The 25340-nt window shown below is 58.8% G+C and carries 28 protein-coding genes; 18 read left to right on the top strand and 10 right to left on the bottom strand.

The window, feature by feature from the left end; genetic code table 11:
* Positions 1-29: 29 nt before the first annotated feature.
* Together CK911_RS12450 and CK911_RS12445 are read left to right on the top strand one after the other, a co-directional pair.
* Entirely contained in the window at positions 30-707 is a 678-nt protein-coding gene (locus tag CK911_RS12450; protein WP_098970296.1) for an excalibur calcium-binding domain-containing protein, read from the top strand.
* A gap of 199 nt (positions 708-906) precedes the next feature.
* Positions 907-1845: a sensor domain-containing diguanylate cyclase gene (locus tag CK911_RS12445; RefSeq protein WP_098970294.1), complete on the top strand. Its 939-nt coding sequence runs from the start codon at positions 907-909 to the stop codon at positions 1843-1845.
* An 86-nt stretch (positions 1846-1931) separates the two neighbouring features.
* On the opposite strand, the gene CK911_RS12440 is transcribed toward CK911_RS12445, so the two are convergent.
* Positions 1932-2840, bottom strand: coding sequence for a LysR family transcriptional regulator (locus CK911_RS12440; protein ID WP_098970292.1), 909 nt, complete (start codon positions 2838-2840; stop codon positions 1932-1934).
* 116 nt (positions 2841-2956) lie between these two features.
* Here CK911_RS12440 and CK911_RS12435 point away from each other — a divergent pair, with 116 nt between their 5' ends.
* Positions 2957-3202 (top strand): hypothetical protein, encoded by a 246-nt coding sequence (locus CK911_RS12435; protein ID WP_098970290.1) that lies wholly within the window; start codon positions 2957-2959, stop codon positions 3200-3202.
* Positions 3203-3234: 32 nt separating this feature from the next.
* Positions 3235-3885 carry an HAD-IA family hydrolase gene (locus CK911_RS12430; RefSeq protein ID WP_098970288.1) on the top strand — a complete coding sequence of 217 codons (651 nt, stop codon included), beginning with the start codon at positions 3235-3237 and terminating at the stop codon, positions 3883-3885.
* 114 nt (positions 3886-3999) lie between these two features.
* On the opposite strand, the gene CK911_RS12425 is transcribed toward CK911_RS12430, so the two are convergent.
* Positions 4000-4602 (bottom strand): nitroreductase family protein, encoded by a 603-nt coding sequence (locus tag CK911_RS12425; RefSeq protein WP_098970285.1) that lies wholly within the window; start codon positions 4600-4602, stop codon positions 4000-4002.
* Between the two features lie 279 nt (positions 4603-4881).
* On the opposite strand from CK911_RS12425, the gene CK911_RS12420 reads away from it, so the two are divergent.
* Positions 4882-6405, top strand: coding sequence for a sensor domain-containing diguanylate cyclase (locus CK911_RS12420; protein ID WP_098970283.1), 1524 nt, complete (start codon positions 4882-4884; stop codon positions 6403-6405).
* 101 nt (positions 6406-6506) lie between these two features.
* On the opposite strand, the gene dcuC is transcribed toward CK911_RS12420, so the two are convergent.
* Genes dcuC through CK911_RS12405 form a run of 3 tightly spaced genes read right to left on the bottom strand, consistent with a single transcriptional unit; the run spans position 6507 to position 10659 of the window.
* Positions 6507-7868 carry a C4-dicarboxylate transporter DcuC gene (gene dcuC / locus CK911_RS12415; protein ID WP_098970281.1) on the bottom strand — a complete coding sequence of 454 codons (1362 nt, stop codon included), beginning with the start codon at positions 7866-7868 and terminating at the stop codon, positions 6507-6509.
* Positions 7869-7922: 54 nt separating this feature from the next.
* Positions 7923-8840 (bottom strand): ribonucleoside hydrolase RihC, encoded by a 918-nt coding sequence (rihC, locus tag CK911_RS12410; RefSeq protein WP_253860323.1) that lies wholly within the window; start codon positions 8838-8840, stop codon positions 7923-7925.
* Positions 8841-8856: 16 nt separating this feature from the next.
* A complete protein-coding gene (locus CK911_RS12405; protein WP_098970278.1) occupies positions 8857-10659 on the bottom strand; it encodes an adenine deaminase in 1803 nt (600 codons plus the stop codon).
* A 134-nt stretch (positions 10660-10793) separates the two neighbouring features.
* Between CK911_RS12405 and CK911_RS12400 the strand changes: the two genes are divergently transcribed.
* The 5 genes from CK911_RS12400 to CK911_RS12380 all read left to right on the top strand — a co-directional run bounded on the left by CK911_RS12400 (position 10794) and on the right by CK911_RS12380 (position 14658).
* Positions 10794-11732, top strand: coding sequence for a LysR family transcriptional regulator (locus CK911_RS12400; RefSeq protein ID WP_098972639.1), 939 nt, complete (start codon positions 10794-10796; stop codon positions 11730-11732).
* Between the two features lie 288 nt (positions 11733-12020).
* The gene (locus tag CK911_RS12395; protein ID WP_098970276.1) at positions 12021-12503 is read left to right on the top strand and encodes a hypothetical protein; all 483 of its coding nucleotides are present in this window, start codon (positions 12021-12023) and stop codon (positions 12501-12503) included.
* Positions 12504-12850: 347 nt separating this feature from the next.
* On the top strand, positions 12851-13195 hold the full coding sequence (locus CK911_RS12390) for a DUF2956 domain-containing protein (protein ID WP_098970274.1): 345 nt from the start codon (positions 12851-12853) through the stop codon (positions 13193-13195).
* A 144-nt stretch (positions 13196-13339) separates the two neighbouring features.
* Positions 13340-13675 carry a hypothetical protein gene (locus CK911_RS12385; protein ID WP_098970271.1) on the top strand — a complete coding sequence of 112 codons (336 nt, stop codon included), beginning with the start codon at positions 13340-13342 and terminating at the stop codon, positions 13673-13675.
* Positions 13676-13788: 113 nt separating this feature from the next.
* Entirely contained in the window at positions 13789-14658 is an 870-nt protein-coding gene (locus CK911_RS12380; protein WP_098970269.1) for a tetratricopeptide repeat protein, read from the top strand.
* 104 nt (positions 14659-14762) lie between these two features.
* Here CK911_RS12380 and CK911_RS12375 read toward each other — a convergent pair whose 3' ends face one another.
* Both CK911_RS12375 and fkpA read right to left on the bottom strand, forming a co-directional pair.
* Complete coding sequence (locus tag CK911_RS12375; RefSeq protein ID WP_098970266.1) at positions 14763-16169, bottom strand: sigma-54 dependent transcriptional regulator; 1407 nt, start codon at positions 16167-16169, stop codon at positions 14763-14765.
* A 149-nt stretch (positions 16170-16318) separates the two neighbouring features.
* Positions 16319-17122, bottom strand: coding sequence for an FKBP-type peptidyl-prolyl cis-trans isomerase (fkpA, locus tag CK911_RS12370; protein ID WP_042022868.1), 804 nt, complete (start codon positions 17120-17122; stop codon positions 16319-16321).
* Between the two features lie 118 nt (positions 17123-17240).
* On the opposite strand from fkpA, the gene CK911_RS12365 reads away from it, so the two are divergent.
* Both CK911_RS12365 and CK911_RS12360 read left to right on the top strand, forming a co-directional pair.
* Positions 17241-18209, top strand: coding sequence for a WD40 repeat domain-containing protein (locus tag CK911_RS12365; RefSeq protein WP_098970264.1), 969 nt, complete (start codon positions 17241-17243; stop codon positions 18207-18209).
* 14 nt (positions 18210-18223) lie between these two features.
* A complete protein-coding gene (locus tag CK911_RS12360; protein ID WP_042022871.1) occupies positions 18224-18439 on the top strand; it encodes a SlyX family protein in 216 nt (71 codons plus the stop codon).
* A gap of 101 nt (positions 18440-18540) precedes the next feature.
* Here the strand turns inward: CK911_RS12360 and slyD are convergent, their stop codons facing one another.
* Positions 18541-19176: a peptidylprolyl isomerase gene (slyD, locus tag CK911_RS12355; protein WP_068978043.1), complete on the bottom strand. Its 636-nt coding sequence runs from the start codon at positions 19174-19176 to the stop codon at positions 18541-18543.
* 142 nt (positions 19177-19318) lie between these two features.
* A complete protein-coding gene (locus tag CK911_RS12350; protein WP_042022874.1) occupies positions 19319-19522 on the bottom strand; it encodes a YheV family putative zinc ribbon protein in 204 nt (67 codons plus the stop codon).
* Between the two features lie 39 nt (positions 19523-19561).
* Between CK911_RS12350 and CK911_RS12345 the strand changes: the two genes are divergently transcribed.
* The 3 genes from CK911_RS12345 to CK911_RS12335 all read left to right on the top strand — a co-directional run bounded on the left by CK911_RS12345 (position 19562) and on the right by CK911_RS12335 (position 22341).
* Positions 19562-20218, top strand: coding sequence for a hypothetical protein (locus CK911_RS12345; RefSeq protein ID WP_098970261.1), 657 nt, complete (start codon positions 19562-19564; stop codon positions 20216-20218).
* Between the two features lie 154 nt (positions 20219-20372).
* Entirely contained in the window at positions 20373-21272 is a 900-nt protein-coding gene (locus tag CK911_RS12340; protein WP_068978041.1) for a chemotaxis protein, read from the top strand.
* Between the two features lie 64 nt (positions 21273-21336).
* Positions 21337-22341, top strand: a complete 1005-nt coding sequence (locus CK911_RS12335; protein ID WP_098970259.1) for a hydrolase — start codon at positions 21337-21339, stop codon at positions 22339-22341.
* Here the strand turns inward: CK911_RS12335 and CK911_RS12330 are convergent.
* On the bottom strand, positions 22277-23452 hold the full coding sequence (locus CK911_RS12330) for a diguanylate cyclase (RefSeq protein WP_098972637.1): 1176 nt from the start codon (positions 23450-23452) through the stop codon (positions 22277-22279). The genes CK911_RS12335 and CK911_RS12330 overlap by 65 nt on opposite strands.
* A gap of 89 nt (positions 23453-23541) precedes the next feature.
* On the opposite strand from CK911_RS12330, the gene CK911_RS12325 reads away from it, so the two are divergent.
* Genes CK911_RS12325 through CK911_RS12315 form a run of 3 tightly spaced genes read left to right on the top strand, consistent with a single transcriptional unit; the run spans position 23542 to position 25238 of the window.
* Entirely contained in the window at positions 23542-23766 is a 225-nt protein-coding gene (locus CK911_RS12325; protein WP_042022884.1) for a YheU family protein, read from the top strand.
* 52 nt (positions 23767-23818) lie between these two features.
* Positions 23819-24688: a phosphoribulokinase gene (locus tag CK911_RS12320; protein WP_098970257.1), complete on the top strand. Its 870-nt coding sequence runs from the start codon at positions 23819-23821 to the stop codon at positions 24686-24688.
* 16 nt (positions 24689-24704) lie between these two features.
* Entirely contained in the window at positions 24705-25238 is a 534-nt protein-coding gene (locus CK911_RS12315; RefSeq protein ID WP_042022889.1) for a DUF4136 domain-containing protein, read from the top strand.
* Positions 25239-25340 lie beyond the last annotated feature (102 nt).

Below are 25340 nucleotides of genomic sequence, written 5' to 3'. Positions count from 1 at the left end.
CTCGGATGGATAGTTACAAGGATGGACAGATGCGTTATCAAGGTCGAATCGCGAGCTGGAACGAGGCGCGCGGCTTCGGGTTTATTACGCCGGAGCAAGATGGCGCCGAACCGGCAACCGCAGGAGAGCGTGGTACAGGGTTGTTTGTGCATGTCACGGCGTTGCAATCAGATGGTCGCTTGCCCGAGAAAGGGGAGCGAGTCACTTATCTGATCGGCAGTGATCAGGATGGCAAACCGAGGGCGCTGCAGGTGTTTTTCCCCGAGCGCCCGCTCACTTTGGCTGATGTCGGGCCATCGGCCGCGCGAGCTCTCACATCATCAGCTGCGCCATCATTTCGGGCGGCAAGTCAGCCGCCACAGCCCACCGCGACCAGACCGCGAATTAACTCCTACCGGCGCCGCAAGAGCAGCTGGCGCGGCAAGCTCATTCCCCTGCTGGTGCTCGCCGGTCTCTTTTCCATCTATTCCCGCTTCTCGGCCGAGTCGCAGGACCCCTGGCCGACCTCCTCTGTTAGCGGCAGTGACAGCGGCCTCAGTGAGGTCTCATTGCCACCGGCCCAACGCTACCAGTGCGATGGCCGACAGCATTGCTCCCAGATGACCTCCTGCGAAGAGGCAACCTGGTTTTTGCAAAACTGCCCGAACACCAAGATGGATGGGGAGGGGGATGGTATTCCCTGTGAAAACCAGTGGTGTGGTCATTAGCGCCCACTTATTGGATTGATAAATAACAGGTATTTCATTTGATTTTCGGCATGGAATTGTGGGCTGGAATCTTGCCGGATCGTCTTGCATCACAAACTGTGGTCTCAGTTGGCTAAGTGGCATTTGGGTGCTTCACTCAATCTGCTGATTCAATTGTTAATAGGTGGCAGTTCGCCACTTTTGCCACAGGATGGCCACCATGGTGGATGAGATACAGGGGTTGCCGACTCGCTTCGCCGAGCGATCCCATTATCTGGCCGCGCTGCTGGATTCGCTGGAGGATCAGATCTCGGTGATCGATCGGGATGGGGTGATCCATTACACCAACCTGGCCTGGGACAGATTTGCGGAACAAAACGGCATGCCCAAGGGCTATAACTGGCTTGGCGTTAACTACATGGGGGTGTGTGACGGGTCAGATGAACCTCTGGCCCGGAGTGCGGTGGAGGGGATCCGGCGGGTGCTTAGCCGCGATCAGGAGACCTTCTATCTGGAGTATCCATGCCACAGCCCTGACGCCCAGCGCTGGTTCATGATGCGGGTGGCGAAGGTGATCGGCGTTGAAGCCGAGTTTTATGCCATCGCGCACATCAATATCACTGAACGCAAGTTACTGGAGCAGGAGGTTGAAAAACTCTCCTTGCATGATCCTCTGACCGGGCTGGCCAACCGGCGACTGTTCAACAGCTTTTTGCACAGTGAGTGGCGCCGCAGCATGCGTGAACAGACCCCGCTCTCCCTCATCATGGTTGATCTGGATAACTTCAAGGCGTGCAATGACCATCTGGGCCATCAGATGGGGGATGGTTCTTTGCAACTGGTTGGCCATCTGTTGCAATCTTTTTGCAAGCGTCCGGCCGATTTGCCTTGCCGCTTTGGGGGCGACGAGTTTGCCCTGATCCTTGGCAATACCGACAGTGCTGCAGCCTTGCAACTTGGTGAGGAGATCCGTCAGGCCATCAACGATCTCGACATCGTGGTGGCAGATAATATTCAAGTCAGCGCCAGTATTGGCATTGCCACGTATACGGCAGAGCATCCGCTGGATTGTGAAAATGCGCTGCTGGCAGCCGCTGATGTGGCGCTCTATAGCGCCAAGGGGGCAGGGAAAAATCGCAGCCACTGTGTCAGTTGTTGAGAGCCTCCTGTTATTCATGCTGCGCCCCCGTTATGGGGGCGCACTGTTTTAAGGGAGAACACGGTTTTAAATAAGATCTACGAGTCTCAACGTTCGGGCAGTGCCGCAATCGGGGTGGGCTGGCTCGCAATGGCCAACTGGATGAAGTGATCCCGGATGGGATCGGCAAAACCTGGGTTCCATACCATGCTGATCTCCCACTCTGAGCAGGGGCCCGAGAGGGGATAGAGGGTGACATCGGGGCCGGCGATAAAGCTGACACTGCGGGGCAGGATGGCGTTGCCGATGCCAGCCGCCACCAGCGCTACCAGGGTCTGGATATCCTCGGCTTCCTGGATCATGCCGGTCAGCCGGTTGGCGCCGAGAAAACCGGCGATCTGCTGGCTGAGACCGGGACAGCGGTGGCCGACCATCTGTAGCAGCGGTTGGCTGGCCAAGGCTTGCTGGAGATCGAATCCGGCCGGATCGGGCGTGGTCATTCGGGTCGGCACCGCCAGAACCAGCTGATCGGTCAGTAGCCGGTGTTCCTGCAGCTGAGGGGTGTCAGGTCGGCGCATAAAGCCCAGTTGCAACTGGCCGGAGAGTAGCTGCTCCTGCTGGATGGCGGAGGGCATGTCCTGCAGATGGACCATGACGTTGGCAACCTGTTGCTTGAAGCGGGCTACCAGCGAGGGAGCCAGTGCAAAGCTCGACAGGCCGAAACCAATCTTGAGCCGCCCTGCCACGCCGCTGGCGAGTGCCAGCGCATGGCGCTCAAATCCCTTGCCATGTTCGACCAGCGCACTCGCCTGGGTGAGTAGCTGGGCGCCGATGGCCGTCAGCTCGGCGCCGTGGCGACCGCGATTGAACAGGGTGCTGCCGAGCGCCTGCTCCAGCCCCTGGATCTGCTTGGTCAGGGCCGGTTGGGTGATGAACAGGCGGGTGGCGGCTTCCCGGTAGTTGGCGGTGTCGGCCAGCGTCACAAACGCCTGCAGTTGCCTCAGGTCGAATTTCATTCCAATTGGTTATCCAAAGTGGCGATTTATTGATTATAAATTATCTAATCGCCTTGTTCTAATGGTCCGGTAAAGGGAGTCGCGGCTCCCTCAGACCTGAAACAAGGAGCCATATCATGTCGACTCAACGTTATCTTTTTTTGATCAAGGGCACGCTGGTGCTGGCCCAGCCATTGGCAGCACCTGAGACGGGGGAGCTGCTTGCCAGCCTGTTGCAACAGGGGTTTGTGGTCGGCCCCTTGCCGGTGTGGGCTGGCAGTGCCGAACAAGCGCTGGCCTGTTACGAGCGTGCCGCCCAGCAGCAGGCCTTTGCCGATGCCCTCTCTGGTGCTGCGTCCGAGCGGGCCGGGGTGATTGCATGAGTGCCAATCTGAGAACAGAAATGAGCGCCGACATGAGTAACATCACCTTGTCGGTATCCGCCCTGTTGCTCGATATGGATGGCACCCTGGTCTGCTCGACCGGCGATGTGGAGCAGGTGTGGCGGCTCTGGTGCCAGCATCACCAGCTTGCCCCCGAGCCGGTGCTGGCGATGTGCCACGGCATGCGCTCGCGGGAGGTGATTAGGGCGCTCGCTCCGCAACTGGATGTGGAGCGGGAGGCCGCGCGGCTCGACGAGCTGGAGATGGAACATACCGGCGGCGATGCCATCGCCGGAGCTGGCGAGCTGCTGCGCCGCTTGCCGCCAGAGCGTTGGGCCATCGTGACCTCCGCCAGTGAGCGGGTTGCCCGCCACCGCCTGAGTTGTGCCGATTTGCCGCTGCCAGCAGTGCTGGTGGGGGCTGAAGCGGTGAGCAATGGCAAACCCGATCCCGAACCCTATCTGCTTGGCGCCGAACGGCTTGGCGTTTCGCCTGCTCGCTGTCTGGTGTTCGAGGATGCGCCGGCCGGTATCGAGAGCGCCCTGCGCGCAGGTTGCACCGTGGTGCAGGTAGGGGGTGAGGAGCCACTCAATCCGGCAGTGGTGGCGGTGATCCGCGACTGGCGCGAGGTGAAGGTGGAGTTGGGGGAAGACGAGTCCCTGCTGGTGACGCTGCCCGCCTGAGCGTCGCAGATCGCGCGCGGCGGCGGCATATTGCGGCATGAGCCATCGCCATCAGCACTGCCTGCCGCAATAAAAACGCCCCCGATTGACGGGGGCGTTTTGCTATCTCAACCGTTATTTGAACACGCGGAAACGGCTGGCGTCGTCGATAAAGGTCTTGTCACCGGCGGCTTGCTTGATGCTGCCAAAGGGCATCTGGGCGCGCAGCAGCCAGCTGGCGGGCAGATTCCACTCCTTGCGTACCGCCTCATCGATCAGCGGATTGTAGTGCTGCAGGGAGGCGCCGATCTTCTCCTGAGCCAGGGTTGTCCAGACTGCAAACTGGGCGATGCCGGTGGCATGTTCTGACCAGACGGGGAAGTTGTCGGCATACAGCGCAAATTTTTGCTGCAGATCCTTGATGATGTCGGTGTCCTCGAAGAACAGCACTGTGCCAAAGCCTGCGCGGAAGCTGCCATCCACCTTGGCCTCGCTCTGGGCATAGGCTTCCGGCGGCACAATCTTTTTCAGCTCGGCTTTGACGATGTCCCACAGCTTGTGGTGCTGGGCGCCAAACAGAATGACGGCGCGAGAGCTCTGGGAGTTGAAGGAGGAGGGGCTGTGCCTGATGGCATCCTGGATCAGGGCCGTCAGCTGTTCCGGCGTATGGGACACCTGGTCGCCCAGGGCATAGATGGTACGACGTGCTTTGATCTGCTCGATAAACGGACTGCTCATAACATCTCCTTTGTTTGCCTGATAGTCACATCTGGTGGGTGGAGCAAAGCCATCCGGCTCCAATCGCTCAAGGTATAGACTATACCACCCTCTCAAGATCAGAGTGTTAACCGGGAGTGATGATGCTTTTTCCTGATAGTTGATACTGGACCCGAGATTTTTGATTCATAGCTAATATGAATGTTGCCATTTGAACCGTTCAGATCTGACGGCAATCAATAATTCATAGTGGATATCGCCCTAAAATCAGTCCTTATCAATCTGGTCTATGGATGTGATGTGAGTCGGCTTCCCCTTAATAGACGCTATTACGTACTCGCTCTTCTCTCCTTTGTGCTGGGGATCCTGGTGCTGCTTGCAACGCTGATCCTGGCGGCAGCCAGCTATGTGCGTGATATCGACAAGACGGTGGCGGGTTTTGGTCATATGGCCTCCTCGGTTGAAGCCGCATTGATCCATGAAATGGTGCAGGTCAATGAGCGGCAGCTCGCTGTGCTGGAAGCTTCTTTGGATAAACAGGCGATTGCCCGTGGTGAGCCGGCCAACAACCCAAGTTGGGCCATTGCTCATCAGATCAAGCGCAACAGTCATTACATCTATTTTTACAATCCACGGTTTGACCTGATCAGCTGTTATCCCGAGTGGGTGCGGCCTTCCGGTTATCGAGCCTCGGTGCGCCCCTGGTACAAGGTGCTGTCTCTGCCAGGGGATAAGACGGTCTGGCTTGGCCCTTATCCCGAATACAGCACCGGAGAGCTGATCCTTACCTTGGTCAAACGAGTGCGAGATGACAAGGGTCACCTGCTGGGGTTGCTGATGGTGGACATGTCATTCAAGACATTGCAGCAGGCGCTGCAAAGAACAGTAGGGAACAACCCTGCTGCGCTCTATCTCACCCTGCGCGGCAGTAATGAGCTGATCGTGGGTAGCCATCTTGAACTGCTGGATACAGAGGCGGAGAAAGTGGTGGACGGGCACAACGGGTTTGGCCTCGATGTGCTTTGGCATGGCACTCATATCAAGCGTGAGCTGGAAGAGATTGGTTGGGATCTCAACATCTATTTACCTCCATCAGTCTTTCGTGACGGCCTCAAAGAGTCCCTTTTGATGGTGGTGCTGCCCCTGTTATCACTTTTTTTGATCTGGTTTCTCAGCATAGGTTTTCTGGTGCGGATATTTCGTCAGGAACAGGCATTGGTATCCGGTTCACTGAGCTGGATTGTCCAGGATCCGGCAGCGACCGAGCCGGTTGCAGAAGCAAATACCTGGTTTGTGCACAGCAGCCTCAGTGAAATAGAGCAGGTGCGGGCCACCTTTCTCAAGGATCAGGATTTGCTGCTGCGTGATCCGCTGACCGGCAGCATGAACCGGCGCGCTTTCGAACAACATAAACGGGCGCTTGAGCAGACCGAACTGCATTTTTGGCTGCTGCTGTTCGATGTGGATTGCTTCAAAGGGATCAATGACACCCTGGGTCATGCCTTTGGTGATCAGGTGTTGGTTCGGGTTGCCCACATTCTGGCCGAAGAGTTTGGCGAACATGCGGTCTACCGGATTGGCGGCGATGAATTTGCCGCATTGGTGCAACTTGAGCGCAGTGAGCTGGAAGCCGCTCTGGTTCATCTGCTCTATCGGGTACGCAGTCAGGAGTGGCGCGAGTTCAAGGGGCGGGTCACCCTGAGTGCGGGGGGCGCCAGCCATCAGCAGGATGGCACCGCGCTATTTGAACGGGCCGATGTGCTGCTTTATCAAAGCAAGCACAGCGGGCGGGATTGTTGGCATCTCTCGGCAGGGGCGAGGTGAGCCGCAAGGATCAATCCTGACAATAAGTTGTCTGATGACAACAGCCTCTAAATATCCCACACACAGGCAATCTCGTTGATCGCCTGTGTGCGGGGCAGGTGCTAGCTGAACAGCAGGTAGGAGAGGGTCAGGCAGCAGATGATGCCCGAGATGATGGGCACCGAGGTGCGCTTGATGATCTCGATGGGGTTGCTGCCGGTGATCGAGGCGATGACGATGATCACCGCGGCTACCGGCGACATGGAGCGGATCAGGTTGGCGGTGAGCTGCATCGGCAGGGCCACTGACACACTGTTGACCCCGACCTTCTCGGTGATCTCGGGAATGATGTTGATAAAGGAGTAGAAGACCGCTAGCCCGCTACCGCTGATAAAGCCGATCAGCGCCGCCGTACCGGAGAAGAAGAACATCAGGATGGAGCCGACCCCGTCGATGTGCTTCACGCTGTCCACCAGGGTATCTATGATACCGATGGCTTTGAGCCCCTCCACCAGCATGCTGGCCGCCACGATAAGCGACACCACCTGAGCCAGACCCGTCCCCATGCCGGTAAAGAAGATGGCGAACTCCTTACTGGTCTCCTTGATCTTGCCTTTGCGCAGCAGCTCCACCCCTATGGTGAGCAGCAGGCAGACGAAGGTGATCTCCACCAGCCCCAGCGAGATGTGGGTGAAGCAGATGCCGAACAGCAGCACCAGCACCAGTGGCAGCACCGGGAAGAGGCCGTAGTAGGCGGGCGGCAAGCCGGTGGGCAGGGCGAGGGATTCATCCTTCTCTTCCAGTCCGCCGCGCGCCTGCTGGCGCTTGTCCATCGCCTTCTGCCAGAAGTAGTGCACCACTGCCATCAGTGCCAGCGTCGGCAGCGAGATGGGCGCGTGGTAGGAGACGATGTACTCCACCAGCGGGATCCCCAGCTTCTGGGCAGCCAGCACGTTATCGGCCCCCAGCGGACTTGGCATTATGGTGGCTGTGGTGGCAATGACGGCCCCGGCGGTGAGGGAGGACATATTCGACGCCTTGAGCACCGGATAGAGGGTGGCCATCAGCAGCACCGCCAGACTGGCGGCGCTCGGCACCACCAGCGAGAGCAGGTTGCCCAAGAGGAAGATCACCGGCACCAGCAGATAGGGGGAGCGGATGCGGCTCAAGGGGCGGGTCAGCAGCATGACGGTCACGTCGTTGGCGCCGATGTGGCTCATGTAGCTGGAGAAGCCGAACAGCACCATGATGGTGAGGCCGACATTGCCCATCTGACTGATGAAGATCTGCTTGATCTGGACGAAGGGATCGAGCCAGCTAAGGCCGCTGCTCTGTGCCTCAGGCAGCAGCGGGTGGCCCAGTCCTACGGCGGCGAACATCAGCAGCAAACCTGCACCAAACAGCACTATCTTGGCATCGTAGTTTTTGGCGATGAGATAGCCGCAGATGACTAGGATCAGGGTGCTGACAATTATTTCCAGCATGGTTCCAACACTCTCTTCTTGATATGAATTGGCCAGCAAGCTGGCTGTTCGGGATCAGATGGCGCGGGCAAGGGTCTCCATGCACCAGGCTCTGAATCCGGGCACGTCGATATCGAGGCACACCTCGGCGTTGGGCGGCCGCTTGAGCCGGTTGTTGATATCCACCGAGGTGGTGCCCAGGGTGTGTTCGCCCCGGGTTTCGATGGCCACATGGCAGGCTTGGGTGGTGAACAGATCTGGGCGCACCAGATAGGCGATGGCGCAGAGATCGTGCATCTTGAGCCCGGTCTGCATGCTGCCGCCGCGATAGTGGCCGAACAGGGCGTGGAGCATGGCGCCGGTGCGGTTGAGGGCTGGCAGCATCGCAATCATCTCGCCAGTCAGGGTGGCCCGACTGGTGACATCGAGCCCACACATCACAATGGGCAGGCCGCTGCTGAAGACGATGTGGGCCGCCTCCGGATCCACGTAGATGTTGAACTCGGCATTGGGGGTGTGGTTGCCCCGGCCAGCCGAGCCGCCCATCAGCACGATCCGCTCGATCTTCTCCCGGCACTCGGGGTGCAGGGTGAGCAGCAGGGCTATATTGGTCAGCGGCCCGATGGGCACCAGCGTCATGGGCTGTTCGCTGGCGAGCAGGGTGGCCTTCATGGCTTCGACGGCATGCATCGGCAGCAACTGTTGTTGCGGCTCGGCAAACTCGTAACCATCTAGGCCGGAGTGACCGTGGATGTGGCTGGCATTATCGAGGGGGCGTACAAGGGGCTGGCTGGCCCCCTGCGCCACCGGCACCTTTTTGTCGAAAAAGTGCAGCAGGCGCAGGGCGTTGCGGGTGGTCTTGCTGACATCGACGTTGCCAGCGACCGTGGTGATGAGCGCCAGCGCGACCCCGGGGTGAAAGAGGGCGGCGGCGATGGCAACGGCATCGTCTATGCCGGGGTCGGTATCCAGAATAATGGCGACAGGGTTCACTCTGTTCTCCTCGATGTTAATCGGCTTGGCGGGCATCGGCATGGGGCCAGCTGCAAATGAAGGGGTCGACGATCTCGCGGGTCAGGCCGTCGGTGAGGCCGAGATCGGTCAGATGGGGCCCCGCATTGCAGGCGAGACAGGTTCCCTCTATGGCCTTGAAGACCCGGTAGGGGGGCTCCCACTCCACCACCCGGCCGCTTACTTCCCGCAGGGCGTGGAAACTGGCCGCCAGCTCGCTGGCTGGCAGGTCGGAGAGCATGCCCGCGATGGGCATGGCGACGTGGGCCAGCACCTCACCCTGCTGGACGACCGCCATGCCACCTCCGCTGGCGATCAGGGTGTTGGCGGCCAGCATCATCTCTTGCGGGTCGCGCCCCAGCACCACCAGATTGTGGGAGTCGTGGGAGTAGCTGGTGGCGATGGCACCTTGCAGCTCGCCCCATCCCTCCAGCAGCGCCAGCCGGGTGCCCGCCTGATGGCGGCCGTGACGGTGTTGCACCGAGATCAGGCTAAACCCCTCCGGCACAATCACCTGACCCTCTTTGACCTCCACTTCGGTTTCGCTCCATTGGGTGAAGCGGGCCCCCTTGATGGTCTTGAAGCGGGCACGCCCCGCAGTCAGTCCGGGCACTCGAATGACAAAGTCTTCCAGAGTGCGCAGGGGGATCTGCATGGTATCGCGCGGCGCCTGGCAGCCAGCGACAGGCTTGGCGGGGGTGAGAATGGCGCCATGGCGGGCGACCCGCTGGCCGCCGCTGTAGACCCAGAGCGGGTTAAGATCGGTGAGGTTGTCAAACACCACCAGATCGGCGCAGCGACCCGCGGCAACCAGCCCCAGATCGTTGCGTTGCAGGCGGATGGCGGCATTGAGGGTGGCCATTCGCAGTACATCGGGCACTGCCAGCCCCAGCTCTGCCAGCAGTTTGACCAGCGCGATCATGCCTCCCTTCTCCAGCAGCATGTCGGGCGGCACATCGTCGGTACAGAGAGTGATCTGGGAGGAGAGGTGGGGTAGCTGTTTCAGCGCCGTGACGATCTCCGGCAGCAGGTAGGGGTGGGAGCCGCGCAGTTGCAAGGTGAGCCCGGCCCGCAGCTTCTCGAGTGCATCGGCTGCCGAGGTGAGCTCGTGATCCGAGCTAACCCCGGCAGCCAGATAGGCTTGCAGCCGGTTGCCGCTTAGGCCCCGGGCGTGCCCTTCAATCAGGGCATTGCGTTGCAAACCGGCGTGCAGGATGCCGGTCATCCGCTCGCTGCCGCCCAGCACCCCCTGCATATCCATTACCTCGGCGATCCCCGCCACCTCCGGCCACTCCAGCATGGTCGCCATCTCGGGGCCATGAAACTCGGCGCCCGACATCTCGAGACCCGGCGTTGAGGGAACGCTGGAGGGGGCGGCGCAGATCACTCGCAGCGGCAGGTTGCGGCTGGCGTCGATGGCGTAGCGCACCCCCGCCAGCCCGAGCACATTGGCCAGCTCGTGGGGATCCCAAAAGATGGTGGTGGTGCCCTGCGCGACCACCACATCGGCGTAGCGCTCCGGTGTGAGGTGGGAGCTCTCCACATGGACATGGCTGTCGATAAGCCCCGGTGAAAGATAGGCACCGGCGAGATCGTGGATCTCGCTCGCCTGCTGGCAGGTGCCGACCGGATGAACGCTGGCGATCAGCGGGCCGACCAGCCCCACATCGGCGGGGCGGATCTCGCCGGTCACCATGTCGATCACCTTGGCGTTGGTCAGCAGCAGATCGAAGGGGGCTTCGCCGAGGGCAGCCTGTACGGCGCGGCGGCGCAAGTTGAGGGATGCATCTTGTTCACACATGAAGGAGATGGCCTGAGAAGGGGAATAATGGGCACACTTTAGGGAGGGGATTGGCCCGTGCATAGCGCAAAGAATTTATAACTGGATAAGAAAGGGTTATGCTGCTGCAAACGTTTTCTCCGGTTGTCTCTTCCATGTCTGAACCCTGGCGCCGTTTGCCTGTGCTCTCTCTCAAGCAGATCCAGTATTTTGTCACCCTGGCCCAGCTGCGCCACTTCACCGAAACGGCCAACCAGATGGCCATCAGTCAACCCGCCCTGAGCAGTGCCTTGCGCCAGATTGAATCTGTGCTCGGCGGCAAACTGTTTCACCGCACCGCGCAGGCGGTCACCCTCACCGAGCAAGGGGAGGCGATCCTGCCCCACGCCAAGGGGCTGCTCAATGTGGCCCACGCCGCTTTTGCCGATATGCAGCAGGTGATGGCCGAAGGGGGCGATGGCACCCTGCGTATCGGCCTGATCCCGTCGGCCTGCGCCCTGATGTTCCCGCTGGCGGCCGCTCGGCTGCAGCAACAGTTTCCCGGTTTGCGGGTCGAGTTTCAGGATCACACCAATGATGGCCTGCTGCAGGCGCTGGCCGAGGGGTCGCTGGATGCGGGGATTGGCGTGCTGGATGGCGAGTTGCCCGACTCGCTGGAGGTCACGCCGCTGCTGGACGATGCGCTGGTGGCGGTGGTCAACCGGCAGGACACGCTGGCAACGGAGGATGTCATCAGTTGGCAGCAACTGACCCGCCGCGATATCGCTCTGTTTGCCAGAGGCAACGTCAGCCGACAGGTCAACGGGCTAGCCCAGAGCCAGTTGCCCGGGCTCAAGCCCAGATACACCACCGACTATGTCGAGACCCTGCACGGTCTGGTGCGTTCGGGGCTGGCCATCGCCATCCTGCCCAGACTCTATACCGCCCATCTCTGTGATCCCCAGCTCAAGGTGGTGGATCTGCATCAGCCGGTGCTGAGTCGTACGCTGGCGCTGATGTGGGCCAAAGGACTCTCCCGATCGACCCGCATCGACGCGGGGCGTGCTCTGTTGCGCAGCACCATCATCGAGCAGCTGGGCAGCCAGCACGGCTGAGATTGTGCTACCCAACCCCGCGCTGGTGACAGGAGCTGTCCGATCGCCAGCAGTCGGGGCGGGGCTGCGACAGCCTCCCGGCCCTGCCGAGGGCCGCGTCATTCCTGTGAAATGAAAATTTTCTTTTGGTTATTCAAGTGATTGAATTCAATCTTTCGGGTCATTCCTGAAACTGGGTTTCAAGCGAAGAGCTACTCGCCGCCAGGCCCCCACTGGCTTGCCACTTGCCGGTTTGTATAGTGCAGGTTAATAGTGCAGGGAAATTAATCAGGTTTGACAGGAGTATCCATGGAGATGAATAGAGGTGGCATTCGCGCGCTGGCTTTGCTGGGGGCGTTATTGCTGGGCAGCACGGCAGCCCACGCCTCCGAGACCCTCAACACCATTCTCGGTGGCGGGGCTGGCGGGGTGGCGGGCACCATGATCGGCAAGGAGCTGGGGGGCGACACCGGTGCGCTGGTGGGGGCTGCCTTGGGCGGTGCTGCCGGTGGCGCGGCGACGGCCAACAAGGGCAACAAGAATGAAGCGGCCCTTGGCGGCGCGGTGGGGGCGCTGGGCGGTGCCGCCATCGGCAAGAGTGTCGGCGGCGATACCGGTCAACTGATCGGCGCCGGGGTCGGCGGGGCGGGTGGTTCGGCCATCGGCGCCAAAACCGGCGACGGTCACAAGAGTCAGGATCGTTATTACGATGACGACGATGATCATCACCATCATAAGCACCACAAAAAGCACAAGAAGCATAAAAAGCACGGGGGGTACCATGATGACTGACGCCGCCTGGTTGCGTGCAACAAATAGCTCCCCACCTTGGTGGGGATGTTTGTCACATTGCGGAGTGCTGTTTCCTCCACGTCTTATCTGCATTTCAACTCGCGCCCTTGACCTGAATGGTGGGCCATCCCCGATTTACCCCATCTGGCCGACAACCTATTGGCATATGCAAACCTGTTGGGCCCATGTCTGCTGCTTGTGGCATCTGGGTATCTAGGCAGCTGGGCTTGTGGATTGTCAGGGGAGGGGCTGCAGGCCGTTAGCTATGGGGGGGGAGCAAGAGGCAGGCCTGAATGCGCAGCTTTTATGGCATACTCCCCAGCCAGCCATGCCCGAGGAGATAATTGATGGCCAAGTATGACAAAGTTTCCCCCGAGACCCAGCAGGAAGCGGTGAAGATTGCCCGTGCCAACCAGAAGCCGGGGCAGACCAAAGAGCAGACTCAACTTATCGCGCAAGGGATCCAGAAAGGCATCGATGAGTACAAGAAGCAGATGAAGGCGCGGGCCCGTGAGGCGAGTCGCCAAAAGAAGCTGCAGAGCAAAGCCAAACAGTCACAGGGCACACCACTGCCAGAGGATCAGGACGACCAGATCGAATTGGTAGAAGTGACTCGTCAGCATCCACTTCCGTGGGTCTTGCTAGGGCTGAGCTGGTTGGTTTTTGCCGCAGCCTGGTTCTGGCGCAGCTAAAGCCGCCGGTAGCAAACCTTTGCCCGGGATCCTCTTCACAGCCCGGGCCCGGGCAGCTGGTCATCACCCGCGAAGAGTGCTTAAATCCTGCGCCTGTTGTGCCTGCCCCCGATTTTCAGACGACTTGTTTTCAGGAAAAATGTTATGAACCCCGCACCGCTCTATTTGCTGGCCCCTTTTGTGTTGTTTCTGGTGACCATGCTGTTCTATCGCATCTCGCCGCTGCGCGCGGTCGCTGCCAGTGGAGTTCGCTGGTTTATCCTGCCCGCCTTCACCCTGTTTATTTTGTTGATCATCATCAATGGTGCGGCCGATCCCGCCTTGCGCAATCCGGCGTTCCATTGGCTGATGCCGGGGCTTGGCTTTGCACTGAGCCTGTTTCCTGCGCTGCCCAAGGCGCTGGTGCCCCGTCTCGCCATCAAGGAGGGGGTCTTTGCAGCGCTCGGTCTGATGTTGATGAGCCTGGCCATGGTCTACTGACCGGCTGACCACTGCTGTTGACATGACCCAAAGGGGGCTCTGTGACGAGCCCCCCTTGTACAAACAATGGCCTGCAGGCATCTTGGTGAAAGGATCGCCAGCCAGGAGGCCAGATGGACAATCCGCCCGATTTCATGGCGCAGTGGGATTATCAGGATCCCGCCGCCACCGCCCTGCGTTTTCACGCTCTGCTTACTGAGGCGCGTACCGCCGCCGACCTGCAACTCGAGCTGGAGTTGCTGACCCAGATCGCCCGCACCCATTCGCTGCAACGCCAGTTTGAACAAGCTCACCAGCTGCTCGACGAGATAGCACCCCGGCTCGGCGACGCCACACCAAGGGCCAGGATCAGAGCCCTGCTGGAGCGGGGTCGCACCTTTAACTCGGCAGGTGACAAAGCCCGCGCCAGAACCCTGTTTGAACAGGCATGGCAGCTGGGCCTCAAGGAGAAGGAGCTCTATCTCGCCATCGACGCCGCACACATGGTGGCCATCTCGGCTCCGCTTGAAGAGCAGAGCCGCTGGCATCAACTGGCGATGGAGCTGGCGGAGCGCAGCAGCGATGAGAAGGTGCGCGGCTGGCTGGCCACGCTTTATAACAATCAGGGCTGGACCCTGTTCGAACTGGGCCGCTTTGATGAAGCCAACATTCTGCAACAGAAGTGTCTGGCCTGGCATCTGCAACACAACAATCTGGCCAAGGCCTTTATCGCCCGTTGGAGTCTGGCCCGGCTGACCCGAGCAAAAGGTCTGCATGAGGCTGCGCTGGCTGAATTGGTGCAGCTCAAAGTCGACATGACAGAGGCTGGCGAGCCTGAGGATGGTTATTTGTTTGAGGAGATGGGTGAAAACGCGCTGGCACTGGACGATCCGGCAGCGGCAGAATATTTTGCCCGCGCCTGGTTCCTGCTATCACGGGATGGCTGGCTCAAGGCCAATGAGGCGGAGCGACTGGCTCGCCTCAAGCACCTCGCCAAGCTCTGAGTACCCCGAAAATAGAGAGAGCGGCTCGCGCCGCCCCTCACTTGCTGCAATGTCATGATCCTCTTGGTCGATTCCGCTCCGGCACCAGGGATAGTGCCGCTCACTCAGGTCAGGCTGGCCTCTTCCCAACCCTGCTTCTTGCGATAGATGGTGGAGGGGCTGATCTCCAGCAGCGCCGCCGCCTTGGGAATATTGCCGTCACAGCTGGCGATGGCCTGTTCTATCACCTCTTTTTCCACTATCCAGAGCGGACGGATCGGCCCGCTTGCCGCCCCATTGACAACCGCGGTCGATGCGACTGCCGCGGCAATCGCCGCTGGCAGTTGGGGACGAACCCCATTGAGCGGTGGTGGCAAAATATCCGGGCTGACCAGCTCCTTGTCGTTTAGCACCACGATATTGCGCACCACGTTTTGCAACTCGCGGACGTTGCCGGGCCAGGGGTAGTCGATCAGCACCCTGGCCGTGCTGGGGTCGAAATCCTTGAAGCGCTTGTTCTCCTCTTTGGCATAACTCTGCAACAGGGTGCGTGCCAGCAGCAGGATATCCTCGCCTCGCTCCCGCAGGGCTGGCAGGCTGAGGGGAATAACATGCAACCGGTAGTAAAGATCTTCACGGAAACGGCCAGCCTTGACCTCCACCAGCGGGTCACGATTGGTGGCGCAGATAAAACGCACGTCGACGGTTTCAAGTTTGCCGCTGCCGACCCGCTGCAGGGTGCCGGTCTGGATAAAGCGCAACAGCTTGCTCTGCAGGTCCAGATCCATCTCGCAGATCTCGTCCAGAAACAGGGTGCCGCCATCGGCCAGACTGGCTGCTCCTTTGCGATCCCCCTGAGCACCGGTAAAGGAGCCTTTCACATGGCCGAAGATTTCGCTCTCCATCAAATCGTGGGGAATGGCGGCGCAGTTGAGGGCGATAAAAGGTTGATCTCTGCGGGGGCTGCACTGATGAATCGCATCGGCGCACACCTCTTTGCCGGTACCGCTCTCACCGGTAATAAAAACGGTCGCTTTGCTGGGCGCCGCGCTCTCGACGATGCGATAGACCGCCTGCATTGGCATAGATGCGCCGATAAAGCCGAAAAATGAGCTGCGCTCGAAGTTCTCCTTATAGTGGGCGACCAGCGAACTTAACTGTTGATGCTTCAGGGCATTGCGAACGGTGGCACAGAGCCGCTTGCTATCGAATGGCTTGGTTAGAAAATCAAAGGCACCCAGGCGCATCGCCTCCACCGCCACATCGACCGAGCCGTGGGCGGTGATCACCACTACGGCGCAAGGCAGCTGTTGTTCGGTGATCATCTGCAGAATATCCATACCGGACATATCCGGTAGCTCCAGATCGAGCAGCACCACGGGCGGTGGGCTGCTCTGCAACTGTGCAAGCGCCTGCTGGCCGCAGTCGGCCAGTAACACCTCATACCCCTCCAGCCGCAGGTACTGTTCATAAACTACCGCCAGACTTCGGGTATCTTCCACCAGTAGAACACGCGGTTTGTTTTCAGCCACTGGAGTCATCCTTGTATTTGATTTTGCGATCTATTTTGTCTGCACCAGCGTTTATACCCAACGCAGGGAAACCCTGTTATCTCGCGATTATAAGGCATATACAAGTAAAAACGGCTCCCTAAGGAGCCGTTTTTACTACAGGTATTTCATTACTTCTTGGCGTCGTCAGCGGCCGGCTTTTCAATCGCCAGCAGCTCTACGTCAAACACCAGCACGGCGTTTGCCGGGATGGAGCCTGCACCGTGCTCGCCATAGGCCAGCTTGGACGGCAGGAAGAACTTGAATTTGGAGCCAACAGGCATCAGCTGCACGCCTTCAGTCCAACCCGGGATAACCTGGTTGAGCGGGAAGGTGGCTGGCTCGCCGCGATCGACGGAGCTGTCGAACTTGGTGCCATCGGTCAGGGTGCCGGTGTAGTGAACCTTGACGATATCGGTAGATTTCGGCTTGGCACCATCACCCATCTTCTCGACCAGATATTGCAGGCCGGATTCGGTGCTCTTCACGCCCTCTTTCTTGGCGTTGGCAGCCAGATACTCGTCACCTTTTTTCAGGTTATCAACAGAATCTTTCTCAGCTTTGGCCTTGGTCAGTTCGTTGATTTTGGCATCGTAATCTTGCAGTACTTTCTGGATCTCTTCATCAGTCATCTTGGCTTCTTTACCCAGACCGTCGGTCACCCCTTTCAGGATCACGGCGTTCTCCAGCTTGATGCCCAGTTCCTGCTGACGCTCCAGGGTGTTAGCGATATAACGACCCATGGAGAGGCCAATTGCGTAGCCGGATTGCTCTTCAAAGCTCTTGGCTTCAGCTTTGGTGCCCTCTGCAGGCTTGCTGGCCTCTGCCTTTACTTCGGCGGTATTGGCCGCAGCAGGCTTCTCGTCTTTTTGGCAAGCAGTCAGACCGACGGCAACCGCAGCAGCCAACAGGGACACCTTCAGAAATTTGTTCATCAGTTTCTCCAAACTCCAAATACCGCTCTCGGTTTCATCGTGAAATGAGAGGTTTATCGTGATAAGCGCCTTATACTAACGCCGTGATCGCAGGTAACAAAAGCATGAGACCGCAAAAATGATAAAAAGTGCTATTTATCTGGTGAGCCTCTGTTTAATGCTCACTGGTTGCGAGCAGAGCTCCCAACCCAGCCAGCAATTGACCCTCGCCAGCACCGGTCTGCTGACCGCTGATCTGGCCAGTGACGGCAAGTTGGCCATCGTTTCCAGCATCAGTCAGGGCATTATTGTCTGGGATCTCGAGCAGAACCGCCAGCGCTGGCGCTGGAAGCAGTCTGACTCGCCGGATGATCTGGTTTTCATTACCCGTTTCTCCGAAGACAATAGCCATGCCGTTACCGCAACAACTGACACCTTTGCCACCTGGCGGTTACAGGATGGACGATCCCAAGGTTACTACTCTCTTCCTGAATCCAAGCTGAGGGATATTGCGCTATCTGCTAACGGGCGCTACGTGCTGATCGGGCGGGAAGATGGTAAAGCGGAATGGCTCGATACCCAAAGTGGCCGTCGCCTGCAATTTTTGGGGCATACCGAGCAGATCAATACGGTGGATCTGTCGGCCAATGGTCGCTACGCCCTGACGGGCGGTAATGACTACAGCGCCTATTTATGGGATACCCGCAGCGGTCAGGTTATCTGGCGCTTTAACCATGGTGGCCGGGTGGTCATGGCCAGGTTGGAGCCGAACGGTCGCTATGCCTTCACCGCCGACAGCAGCCGGGCCAGCATCTGGGATCTGAAAACCGGCAAGGAGGTGAGCCAGCTGCAATATGATCACCGTTTCGAGGTCTACACCAGCGCCCGCTTTGTCAACGATGGCAAGTGGCTGATCACCGGCGCCCCTTCCCGCCAGCTCTCCCTGTGGCAAGTGAGCGATGGCGCCCTGCTGCAGCGCTGGCGCGTCTCGCCGCAACCCAAGGTGAAACCGCCCAGTGCAGTGGTCTATGGCGTCGCTTTGCGCGACAATAGTCACTTGATCAGTGCCAGTTCCAGTGGGCTGGCCGAAATCTGGACAATCAAGTAAGGACCCGAAGGCCCATGAGTCAGCAACTTAACGATCGCATCGAAACCCTGGAAACCCGTCTCGCTTATGCGGAGTACACCGTAGAGCAACTTAATGGGGAGGTGACGACCCAGGGCCGTGAGCTCGACCGGCTCAAATACCAGATCCAGCTGCTGATCGACAAACTGCAAAGTGTACAGCCCAGCCAGATCGCCAGCATGGCCGAAGAGACGCCGCCACCGCACTACTGATCAGGCAATTTCCGCTGTCAGGCAACCTTGTCAATCCCGGTCGCCAGCCAATAAAAAACCCGCGATAATCGCGGGTTTTTTTATCATCAGCGTAGCTGTGATCAGTGTTGATGGCCCTTGCCACCACAACCGCCACCACCGCAGCAACCGCCATGGCCTTTTTCAGCGCCGTGATCGTGGCCGTGGTCATGACCGTGACCAGCACCGCCACAGCAGCCGCCATGCTGGTGATCATCGTGATCGTGATCATGACCATGGTCGTGACCGCAACCTTCATCGCCATGGACATGGCCATGTGCCAGCTCTTCAGCAGTGGCAGCGCGCACGTCCTGGATCTCGACCTTGAAACGCAGCGTCACGCCCGCCAGCGGATGGTTGCCATCTACCTTGACGAACTCTTCCGAGACTTCAACCACGGTGACCGGACGGTGACCGTCATCGGTTTCAGCCACGAAAGTATCCCCTTCGGAGACTTCCATGCCATCAAACAGCTCACCCGGCACTTCTTGTACCAGAGTCTCGTCATACTCGCCGTAAGCCTGGGCGGGGGCCAGGGTCACTTCGAAGGCTTCACCTACCGCGCGACCTTCCAGCTCGGCTTCCAGGCCAGAGACCAGGTAACGGGTGCCGTGCAGATAGACCAGCGGCTCTTTGCCAACTGTGCTGTCGATGACTTCACCGTGCTCGTCGGTGACTGTGTATTCCAGCGTAACCACGCTCAGAGGAGCTACTTTCATGTCAGGATCCTGCGGATAGAAAAAAACGGGCTCAGAATACCTTAAAAAATGAGCCGCGCATATGCCATGGCTGGCGCAATAATGTCGAAAAAAACGGCATAAACTGCAGCGGTGAGTCTCATTCCGGTAGTCGTAGTGGCTATTACGGGCGGAATACCCCGATCACCTCTTCCGCCTCGCGGGTCAGGCTGTCGACTTCGGCAGGGGTTTGCACCTGGGTATCGCCACAGGCGACGCAGGTCACCTTCTCGACTCCATGCTCCAGATACAGCATCATGTTGTCCAACTTGCCGCACGCCGGGCAGACTGCACCGGCAATGAAGCGTTTTTTACGTCTGGTTTCCATTTTTGTTACCTCCAGGCAGCATCATATCAGGGTTTTTACATGCATCATGCCATCGAATACCACCATTTTTCTTGCCACGGCTTGCAGGCGGGCAACCGCAAACGGACCCCGGTCGGGCAACTGTTGCGGATAACCCGGGGCGCCGCGCTGCTGAGACTGGGCCAGCATGAGCTATTGTTGCCCGCAGGTCGTTGCTTCTGGCTCTGCGCCGATGCCCTCGCCGCGTTCAGCCCGCTCAGTGGTTGCCACTATGATCAACTGAGCGTCTCGCTGCGGGTTGAGCAACCGCACCAGGCCGGGTGGTTGCAGACCACCCCGCTGCTCGATGCGCTACTCGATTCGCTGGCCCAGTGGCAGCGGCCACAAGAGTGGCAGGGGATATATGGTCAGCGGCTTCAGGTGATCCTGGATGAGCTGCAACAGTGCACCATTAGCCAGCAAGGGGAGCCGAGTTTGCAGGCATGCTGGCAAGCGCTGGCCAATGGCAGGCCAGAGGGCCTGCAACAGTGGGCACAACAGGCCGAACTGCCAGTAGAAGGGCTTGCTCTGCAACAGCAGTGGCAACTGCTGCAGGCACTCAGACTGCTCAAGGGCGGTAGCAAGCCAGCCGTGGTTGCCAGCAAGCTGGGTTATGCTGATGAGGGAGCGCTGCAAGCCGCCTGCCAGCAATGGGGCGTTAGCGGGAGTGGCGAGTGATCGCCGGCTTGCTCGGCTATCGCGCTAATTTAATTAGCTGAACTAGTTCAGTTTTTTGCCAAGTGGTCGTTAACAAGGAAGGGTCACCGCCTGTGATCCTATATGCTAGCGGCCCGAAGTGAGTGCCAACGTTTTGACCAACAGGACATCTGCCATGACGAGCAAAGCCAATCAATCCCAGGGCATGTTGCTGTTTCATCTCTCGACCAAACAATCCTTTGCCATCGGTACCCTCAAGGTGAAGGAGATAGTGCCTTATACCAGGCTGACTGCGCTTCCTCATTCGCACCCCACTGTGCTGGGGGCCGCCAACATGCGTGGTGCTACGATTCCGGTGATTGATATGGCGATGGCGGTGGGTTATCGCCCAGTCAGTCAGGAGGAGCTGGCGCACTGCTTCATCATCATTACCGACTGCCGCCGGACGCTGGTGGGTTTTCTGGTGCGGGGTATCGATAAGATCACCGAGTGTAACTGGCGTGACATCGAGTCGCCCCCAGCCGCACTCGGCCACAATGTCTTCGTGACCGGGGTAACCCGAGTCAATGATCAGCTGATCCAGCTGCTGGATGTGGAGCTGATCCTCTCCCGGGTCTACCCGGACGATCCCAGCCACCTCTATCCGGTGTTGACCGATGTGCAGCGGGAGCGGATCAAGCCGATGCGGATCCTGCTGGTCGATGACTCTTCCGTCGCCCGCCGTCAACTGATGGCCGCCCTCGACTACATCAATATTCCCTATGAGGTCCGCTCGAACGGTAAGGATGCGTTGAGCCTGATGCAGGAGCGAGCCAGCCAGAAGAGTCCGATAGACATTCTGGTCAGCGATATTGAAATGCCAGGGCTCGATGGTTATGAATTGGCGTTTGAGGTGCAAAGTGATAGCAAGCTGGCGGGTGCCTATATCATCTTGCACACCTCGCTCTCCAGCGAGATCAGCGTCGAGCGGGCCCACCAGGTGGGGGCCCATGAGGCGCTGACCAAATTTGAAGCCAACGAGCTGGTTCAGGCTATGTTGCGTGGTGCCGAGCATCACGATCGTCTGCTGCAATAATGCGGCGGCTATCTGGCGGGAGACGCGATCCTCTTGCCCATTTTAACCAAAACAGACTGAAATCATGCTGACCGAGAGCCACTTCCACGCCCCCTGGTGGGCCCGCAATCCTCATCTGCAGACCATATTGCCCAAATGGCTGCGCCGCATGCCAGCCCGCTTTGTGGCCGAGCGGTTTGAGCTGCGGGAGGGGGATTTTGTCGATCTTGCCTGGAGCGGCGAAGTAAGCGCGGATGCGCAGCCGCTGGTGGTGGTGTTTCACGGGCTTGAGGGGAGCATTCACTCCCACTATGCCAAGGGACTATTTGCCCACCTGCAGCAAGAGGGGAGGGAGGCGGTACTGATGCACTTTCGCGGTTGCAGCGGCGAACCCAATCGTCATTTGCAGGCCTATCACTCTGGCGCTATCGGTGATGCGCAAGAGCTGATCGCCGAGCTGAGCCTGCGCTTCCCGGGCAAACCACTGATCGCCATCGGCTTTTCACTTGGCGGCAATATGTTGGTCAATCTGTTGGCGCGGGCCTGCCCTGAAGCACTGAAGGCGGCAGTGGTGGTCTCGGCCCCGCTGCAACTGGCCAGCTGTGCCGAACGGGTTAATCAGGGCTTCTCCAAGGTCTATCAGAACTATCTGCTGCGCACCATGCGCCGTAATCTGCTAAATAAAATCAGCCGCCAGCAAAAAGCAGGCGAACGTTGGCAGCCAAGGCAAGTGGAGCAGATTGCCACCCTGCGGGAGTTCGACGAACAGGTCACAGCGCCGCTACATGGCTTTCGCAACGCCAGCCACTACTATCAAAGTTGTTCAGGCCTGCCCCTGCTGCGCCAGATCCCCATCCCAACTCTCATCATTCACGCCGCAGATGATCCCTTCATGTCACATGCTGTCATCCCCCAGCCGGAACAGTTGTCTCCCATGGTGCGCTATGAGCTGAGCCAGCGTGGCGGCCATGTCGGCTTTTTGCACGGCGCCCCCTGGCGCCCCCGTTTCTGGCTGGATGAACGGATCAGCCGTTGGCTGGCTGAGTGTCTGACTGAGCCATGCGATAGCAGTTGCGCCCTTCGGCCTTAGCCTGATAAAGAGCCCCATCGGCCCGGGCGATGACCCGGTCGAGCGATTCGCCATTTGTCCACAAGGCGATCCCCTGGCTCACGGTGACATAGGGTGCCACACAAGAGTAGGCATGGGGCAGGGAATGGCGTGCCAGCGCCGCAGCAACACGCTGGGCCACTGTCTCGGCAATGTTCAGGGTAGCCTTCGGCAATAACAGCACAAACTCCTCACCGCCGTAACGGGCGACCAGATCGTCCTGACTTCGTACCACCTCACGCAGACATTCAGCGACACTTACCAACACTTCGTCGCCACGCTGATGACCATAGCCATCGTTCAGCTTTTTGAAAAAATCCACATCGAGCAGGATCACCGCAAAGGATTGATCCTGCAGCATGGCCTGCTTGATCGTACGTTCTCCGACCAGGTTGAAGTGGCGACGATTGGCCAATCTGGTGAGCGGGTCTTGCTTGGCTTGACCATCCAGCTGGCGGGCTAGCTCCAGATTCTCGTACTCCCGGGCAACTGCCAGCACGAACCAGTCGTACAACATTCGTCGCCCCGTCTCCAGCAACAGCACCAATCCGACTACCAGCAAGACATGCATGGCAAGAAACGGAACCTTTACGGTCAGGGGTTCGATAAGCAGATAGAACAAAGGGGGAGCCATAAAGCAGTAACAGAGGCTTTTTTCGCAATAAAAGGCGATCAGGGAGGTCATCAACAGCAGACTGAGGGACATAAAGGCCAGGCTAAAGCCTCCTCTCACCTCGGTCACTGCGGTGGCATAGCCCACCATTGCCCAACCTGTCCCCCACAACAGCGCATAGACCCGCAGGCTATTTAGCCACTCTCGCCCTGGTCTGTGCTGCAGCAACCAGCGCAGCAACGGATAAGTCAGATTGGCGGCCGCCATGATCCATAACTGCCACTCATAGCGCCAGGGCAGTTTGTTGTCGATCACCAATTCGGCGTTCTGGTAGACATAAAAGCGGGCAAGCAAGAAGATGCTGCCTAGCAGATTGGCCACCCAGAACCAGCGGATCCCCTGGCTCAATGCCTGACGGCGAATGCTCCATAGATGGTCGTCGAAATCGGCCGCTTGCGAGCGAAAATGAGCAGAGAACATCTCAGGTCCCACCAAAAAACATATAAACCCCTTGCGCTCGATGGCCACAGATAGAAAATAGCGCCATTCTGGCTAATAGAACTTCCATCATGATTATTCCCTGGCAAGAACTCGACGGCGATACCTTGACCAACCTGATCGAGCAATTTGTGCTGCAAGAAGGCACCGAATATGGTGAACAGGACGTATCACTCGAGGTCAAAGTAGACGCGGTGCGATCGCAATTACAGCAAGGCAAGGCGGTTATCGTCTATAGCGAGTTGCACGAATCGGTCAATATCGTAGTGAAAGATCGTTTTATCGAGCAATCTTGACCAACTTGCGCCCCTGATCTTATAACGACACTCCCAAGGAAGAGAGAATTCTATGTCGGCTAAGCATCCTATCATTGCAGTCACCGGCTCCTCCGGTGCCGGCACCTCCACCTCCACCAACGCTTTTCGCTCGATGTTTCATCAGTTGGGTTATACCGCGGCGGTGGTAGAAGGTGACAGTTTTCACCGGTATACCCGCCCGGAAATGGATGTGGCGATTCGCAAGGCGCGCGAGCAGGGGCGTCATATCAGCTATTTTGGCCCCGAGGCCAATGACTTCGGTTTGCTGGAGAATTTTTTCCAGGGCTATGGGCTGGATGGCAATGGCCAGTATCGCCGCTATTTGCACAGCTTTGACGAGGCGGTGCCTTTTAATCAGATGCCCGGCACCTTCACCCCCTGGCAGAATCTGCCCAGCAATACCGATCTGCTGTTTTATGAAGGGCTGCACGGTGGCGTAGTCACCGAGGATCACAATGTGGCGCGCCACGTGGATTTTCTCATCGGCGTGGTGCCCATCGTCAACCTGGAGTGGATCCAGAAGCTTATTCGCGATACCTCGGAGCGGGGCCACTCCCGGGAGGCGGTGACCGACTCCATCGTTCGCTCCATGGATGACTACATCAACTTCATTACCCCGCAGTTCTCGCGCACCCATATCAACTTCCAGCGAGTGCCGACGGTGGACACCTCCAACCCCTTCAGTGCCAAGGTGATCCCGAGTCTGGACGAGAGTATGCTGGTGATCCGGTTTCGCGGTATCAAGCAGGTGGATTTCCCCTACCTGTTGTCGATGATCGATGGCTCTTTCATCTCACGAATGAACACCATTGTGGTGCCGGGTGGCAAGATGGGATTTGCGATGGAGTTGATCCTGCGCCCGCTCATCCAGCAACTGCTCGAAACCGGAAAAATAACCTGATTCAAAGGAGTTCATGATGCGGTTTGCTTATCTTTCTGTGGCGCTGCTTGCCCTGCTGGGCGGGTGCAGCAGTGGGCCATCGGCCCCCACGCTGGAATCGGGCACCATGGTGGTTCGTCCGATCAGTGACTGGACGTTTGGCGCCACACCGCGCTACGCCCTGGCTGAGCAGTATCAGTTCGCCGGCGAACACGCTGAAGGCTGGCTGGAGCCGATGCAGCAAGCAGTCAGTCAACAACTTGATGGCAAGGGATGGCGCAGTGTGCCCCTTGAGGAGGCCGACCTCTGGGTGGCTATCGGGGTCGCGGGGGGCAAAGATATCAGCGATGGCGAGATTTTCTCACGTCTGGGCATGACGCCGGGGATTGGAGCATCTGCCAGTGGACGCAAGGGCACGCTGGCGATCGTGTTGCTTGACCCTCGCAGCAAAAAAGCGGTTTGGAGCAGTGCGATTTCCCTTGCCAGCGAGGCAGCCATCGCCGAGGGGCAGCGCCAGCAGCTGAGTCAGCAGCTTGCCGCTGAATTACTGGGGGCCTTGCCTACCCGATAAGCCATATACATGGCACTCATCCGGATCAAGGTAAAAAAGCGGCTTGCCATCTGGCAAGCCGCTTTTTTTGACGGGACGCTTGTGGTCAAAACAAGGGCGCCG

Source organism: Aeromonas sp. CU5, from assembly GCF_002586745.1.
Classification (GTDB): Bacteria; Pseudomonadota; Gammaproteobacteria; order Enterobacterales; family Aeromonadaceae; genus Aeromonas; species Aeromonas sobria.
The sequence above is the reverse complement of the archived record's forward strand: the minus strand, read 5'-3'. Positions and strand labels throughout refer to the sequence as shown.

Bases quoted from the DNA above. Each gene is read 5' to 3' on its own strand.
- CK911_RS12450 (WP_098970296.1), top strand. From the start codon at position 30: ATGCGTTATCAAGGTCGAATCGCGAGCTGGAACGAGGCGCGCGGCTTC.
- CK911_RS12445 (WP_098970294.1), top strand. From the start codon at position 907: ATGGTGGATGAGATACAGGGGTTGCCGACTCGCTTCGCCGAGCGATCC.
- CK911_RS12440 (WP_098970292.1), bottom strand. From the start codon at position 2,840: ATGAAATTCGACCTGAGGCAACTGCAGGCGTTTGTGACGCTGGCCGAC.
- CK911_RS12435 (WP_098970290.1), top strand. From the start codon at position 2,957: ATGTCGACTCAACGTTATCTTTTTTTGATCAAGGGCACGCTGGTGCTG.
- CK911_RS12430 (WP_098970288.1), top strand. From the start codon at position 3,235: ATGAGTAACATCACCTTGTCGGTATCCGCCCTGTTGCTCGATATGGAT.
- CK911_RS12425 (WP_098970285.1), bottom strand. From the start codon at position 4,602: ATGAGCAGTCCGTTTATCGAGCAGATCAAAGCACGTCGTACCATCTAT.
- dcuC (WP_098970281.1), bottom strand. From the start codon at position 7,868: ATGCTGGAAATAATTGTCAGCACCCTGATCCTAGTCATCTGCGGCTAT.
- CK911_RS12405 (WP_098970278.1), bottom strand. From the start codon at position 10,659: ATGTGTGAACAAGATGCATCCCTCAACTTGCGCCGCCGCGCCGTACAG.
- CK911_RS12400 (WP_098972639.1), top strand. From the start codon at position 10,794: ATGTCTGAACCCTGGCGCCGTTTGCCTGTGCTCTCTCTCAAGCAGATC.
- CK911_RS12395 (WP_098970276.1), top strand. From the start codon at position 12,021: ATGGAGATGAATAGAGGTGGCATTCGCGCGCTGGCTTTGCTGGGGGCG.
- CK911_RS12390 (WP_098970274.1), top strand. From the start codon at position 12,851: ATGGCCAAGTATGACAAAGTTTCCCCCGAGACCCAGCAGGAAGCGGTG.
- CK911_RS12385 (WP_098970271.1), top strand. From the start codon at position 13,340: ATGAACCCCGCACCGCTCTATTTGCTGGCCCCTTTTGTGTTGTTTCTG.
- CK911_RS12380 (WP_098970269.1), top strand. From the start codon at position 13,789: ATGGACAATCCGCCCGATTTCATGGCGCAGTGGGATTATCAGGATCCC.
- fkpA (WP_042022868.1), bottom strand. From the start codon at position 17,122: ATGAACAAATTTCTGAAGGTGTCCCTGTTGGCTGCTGCGGTTGCCGTC.
- CK911_RS12365 (WP_098970264.1), top strand. From the start codon at position 17,241: ATGATAAAAAGTGCTATTTATCTGGTGAGCCTCTGTTTAATGCTCACT.
- CK911_RS12360 (WP_042022871.1), top strand. From the start codon at position 18,224: ATGAGTCAGCAACTTAACGATCGCATCGAAACCCTGGAAACCCGTCTC.
- slyD (WP_068978043.1), bottom strand. From the start codon at position 19,176: ATGAAAGTAGCTCCTCTGAGCGTGGTTACGCTGGAATACACAGTCACC.
- CK911_RS12350 (WP_042022874.1), bottom strand. From the start codon at position 19,522: ATGGAAACCAGACGTAAAAAACGCTTCATTGCCGGTGCAGTCTGCCCG.
- CK911_RS12345 (WP_098970261.1), top strand. From the start codon at position 19,562: ATGCATCATGCCATCGAATACCACCATTTTTCTTGCCACGGCTTGCAG.
- CK911_RS12340 (WP_068978041.1), top strand. From the start codon at position 20,373: ATGACGAGCAAAGCCAATCAATCCCAGGGCATGTTGCTGTTTCATCTC.
- CK911_RS12335 (WP_098970259.1), top strand. From the start codon at position 21,337: ATGCTGACCGAGAGCCACTTCCACGCCCCCTGGTGGGCCCGCAATCCT.
- CK911_RS12330 (WP_098972637.1), bottom strand. From the start codon at position 23,452: ATGTTCTCTGCTCATTTTCGCTCGCAAGCGGCCGATTTCGACGACCAT.
- CK911_RS12325 (WP_042022884.1), top strand. From the start codon at position 23,542: ATGATTATTCCCTGGCAAGAACTCGACGGCGATACCTTGACCAACCTG.
- CK911_RS12320 (WP_098970257.1), top strand. From the start codon at position 23,819: ATGTCGGCTAAGCATCCTATCATTGCAGTCACCGGCTCCTCCGGTGCC.
- CK911_RS12315 (WP_042022889.1), top strand. From the start codon at position 24,705: ATGCGGTTTGCTTATCTTTCTGTGGCGCTGCTTGCCCTGCTGGGCGGG.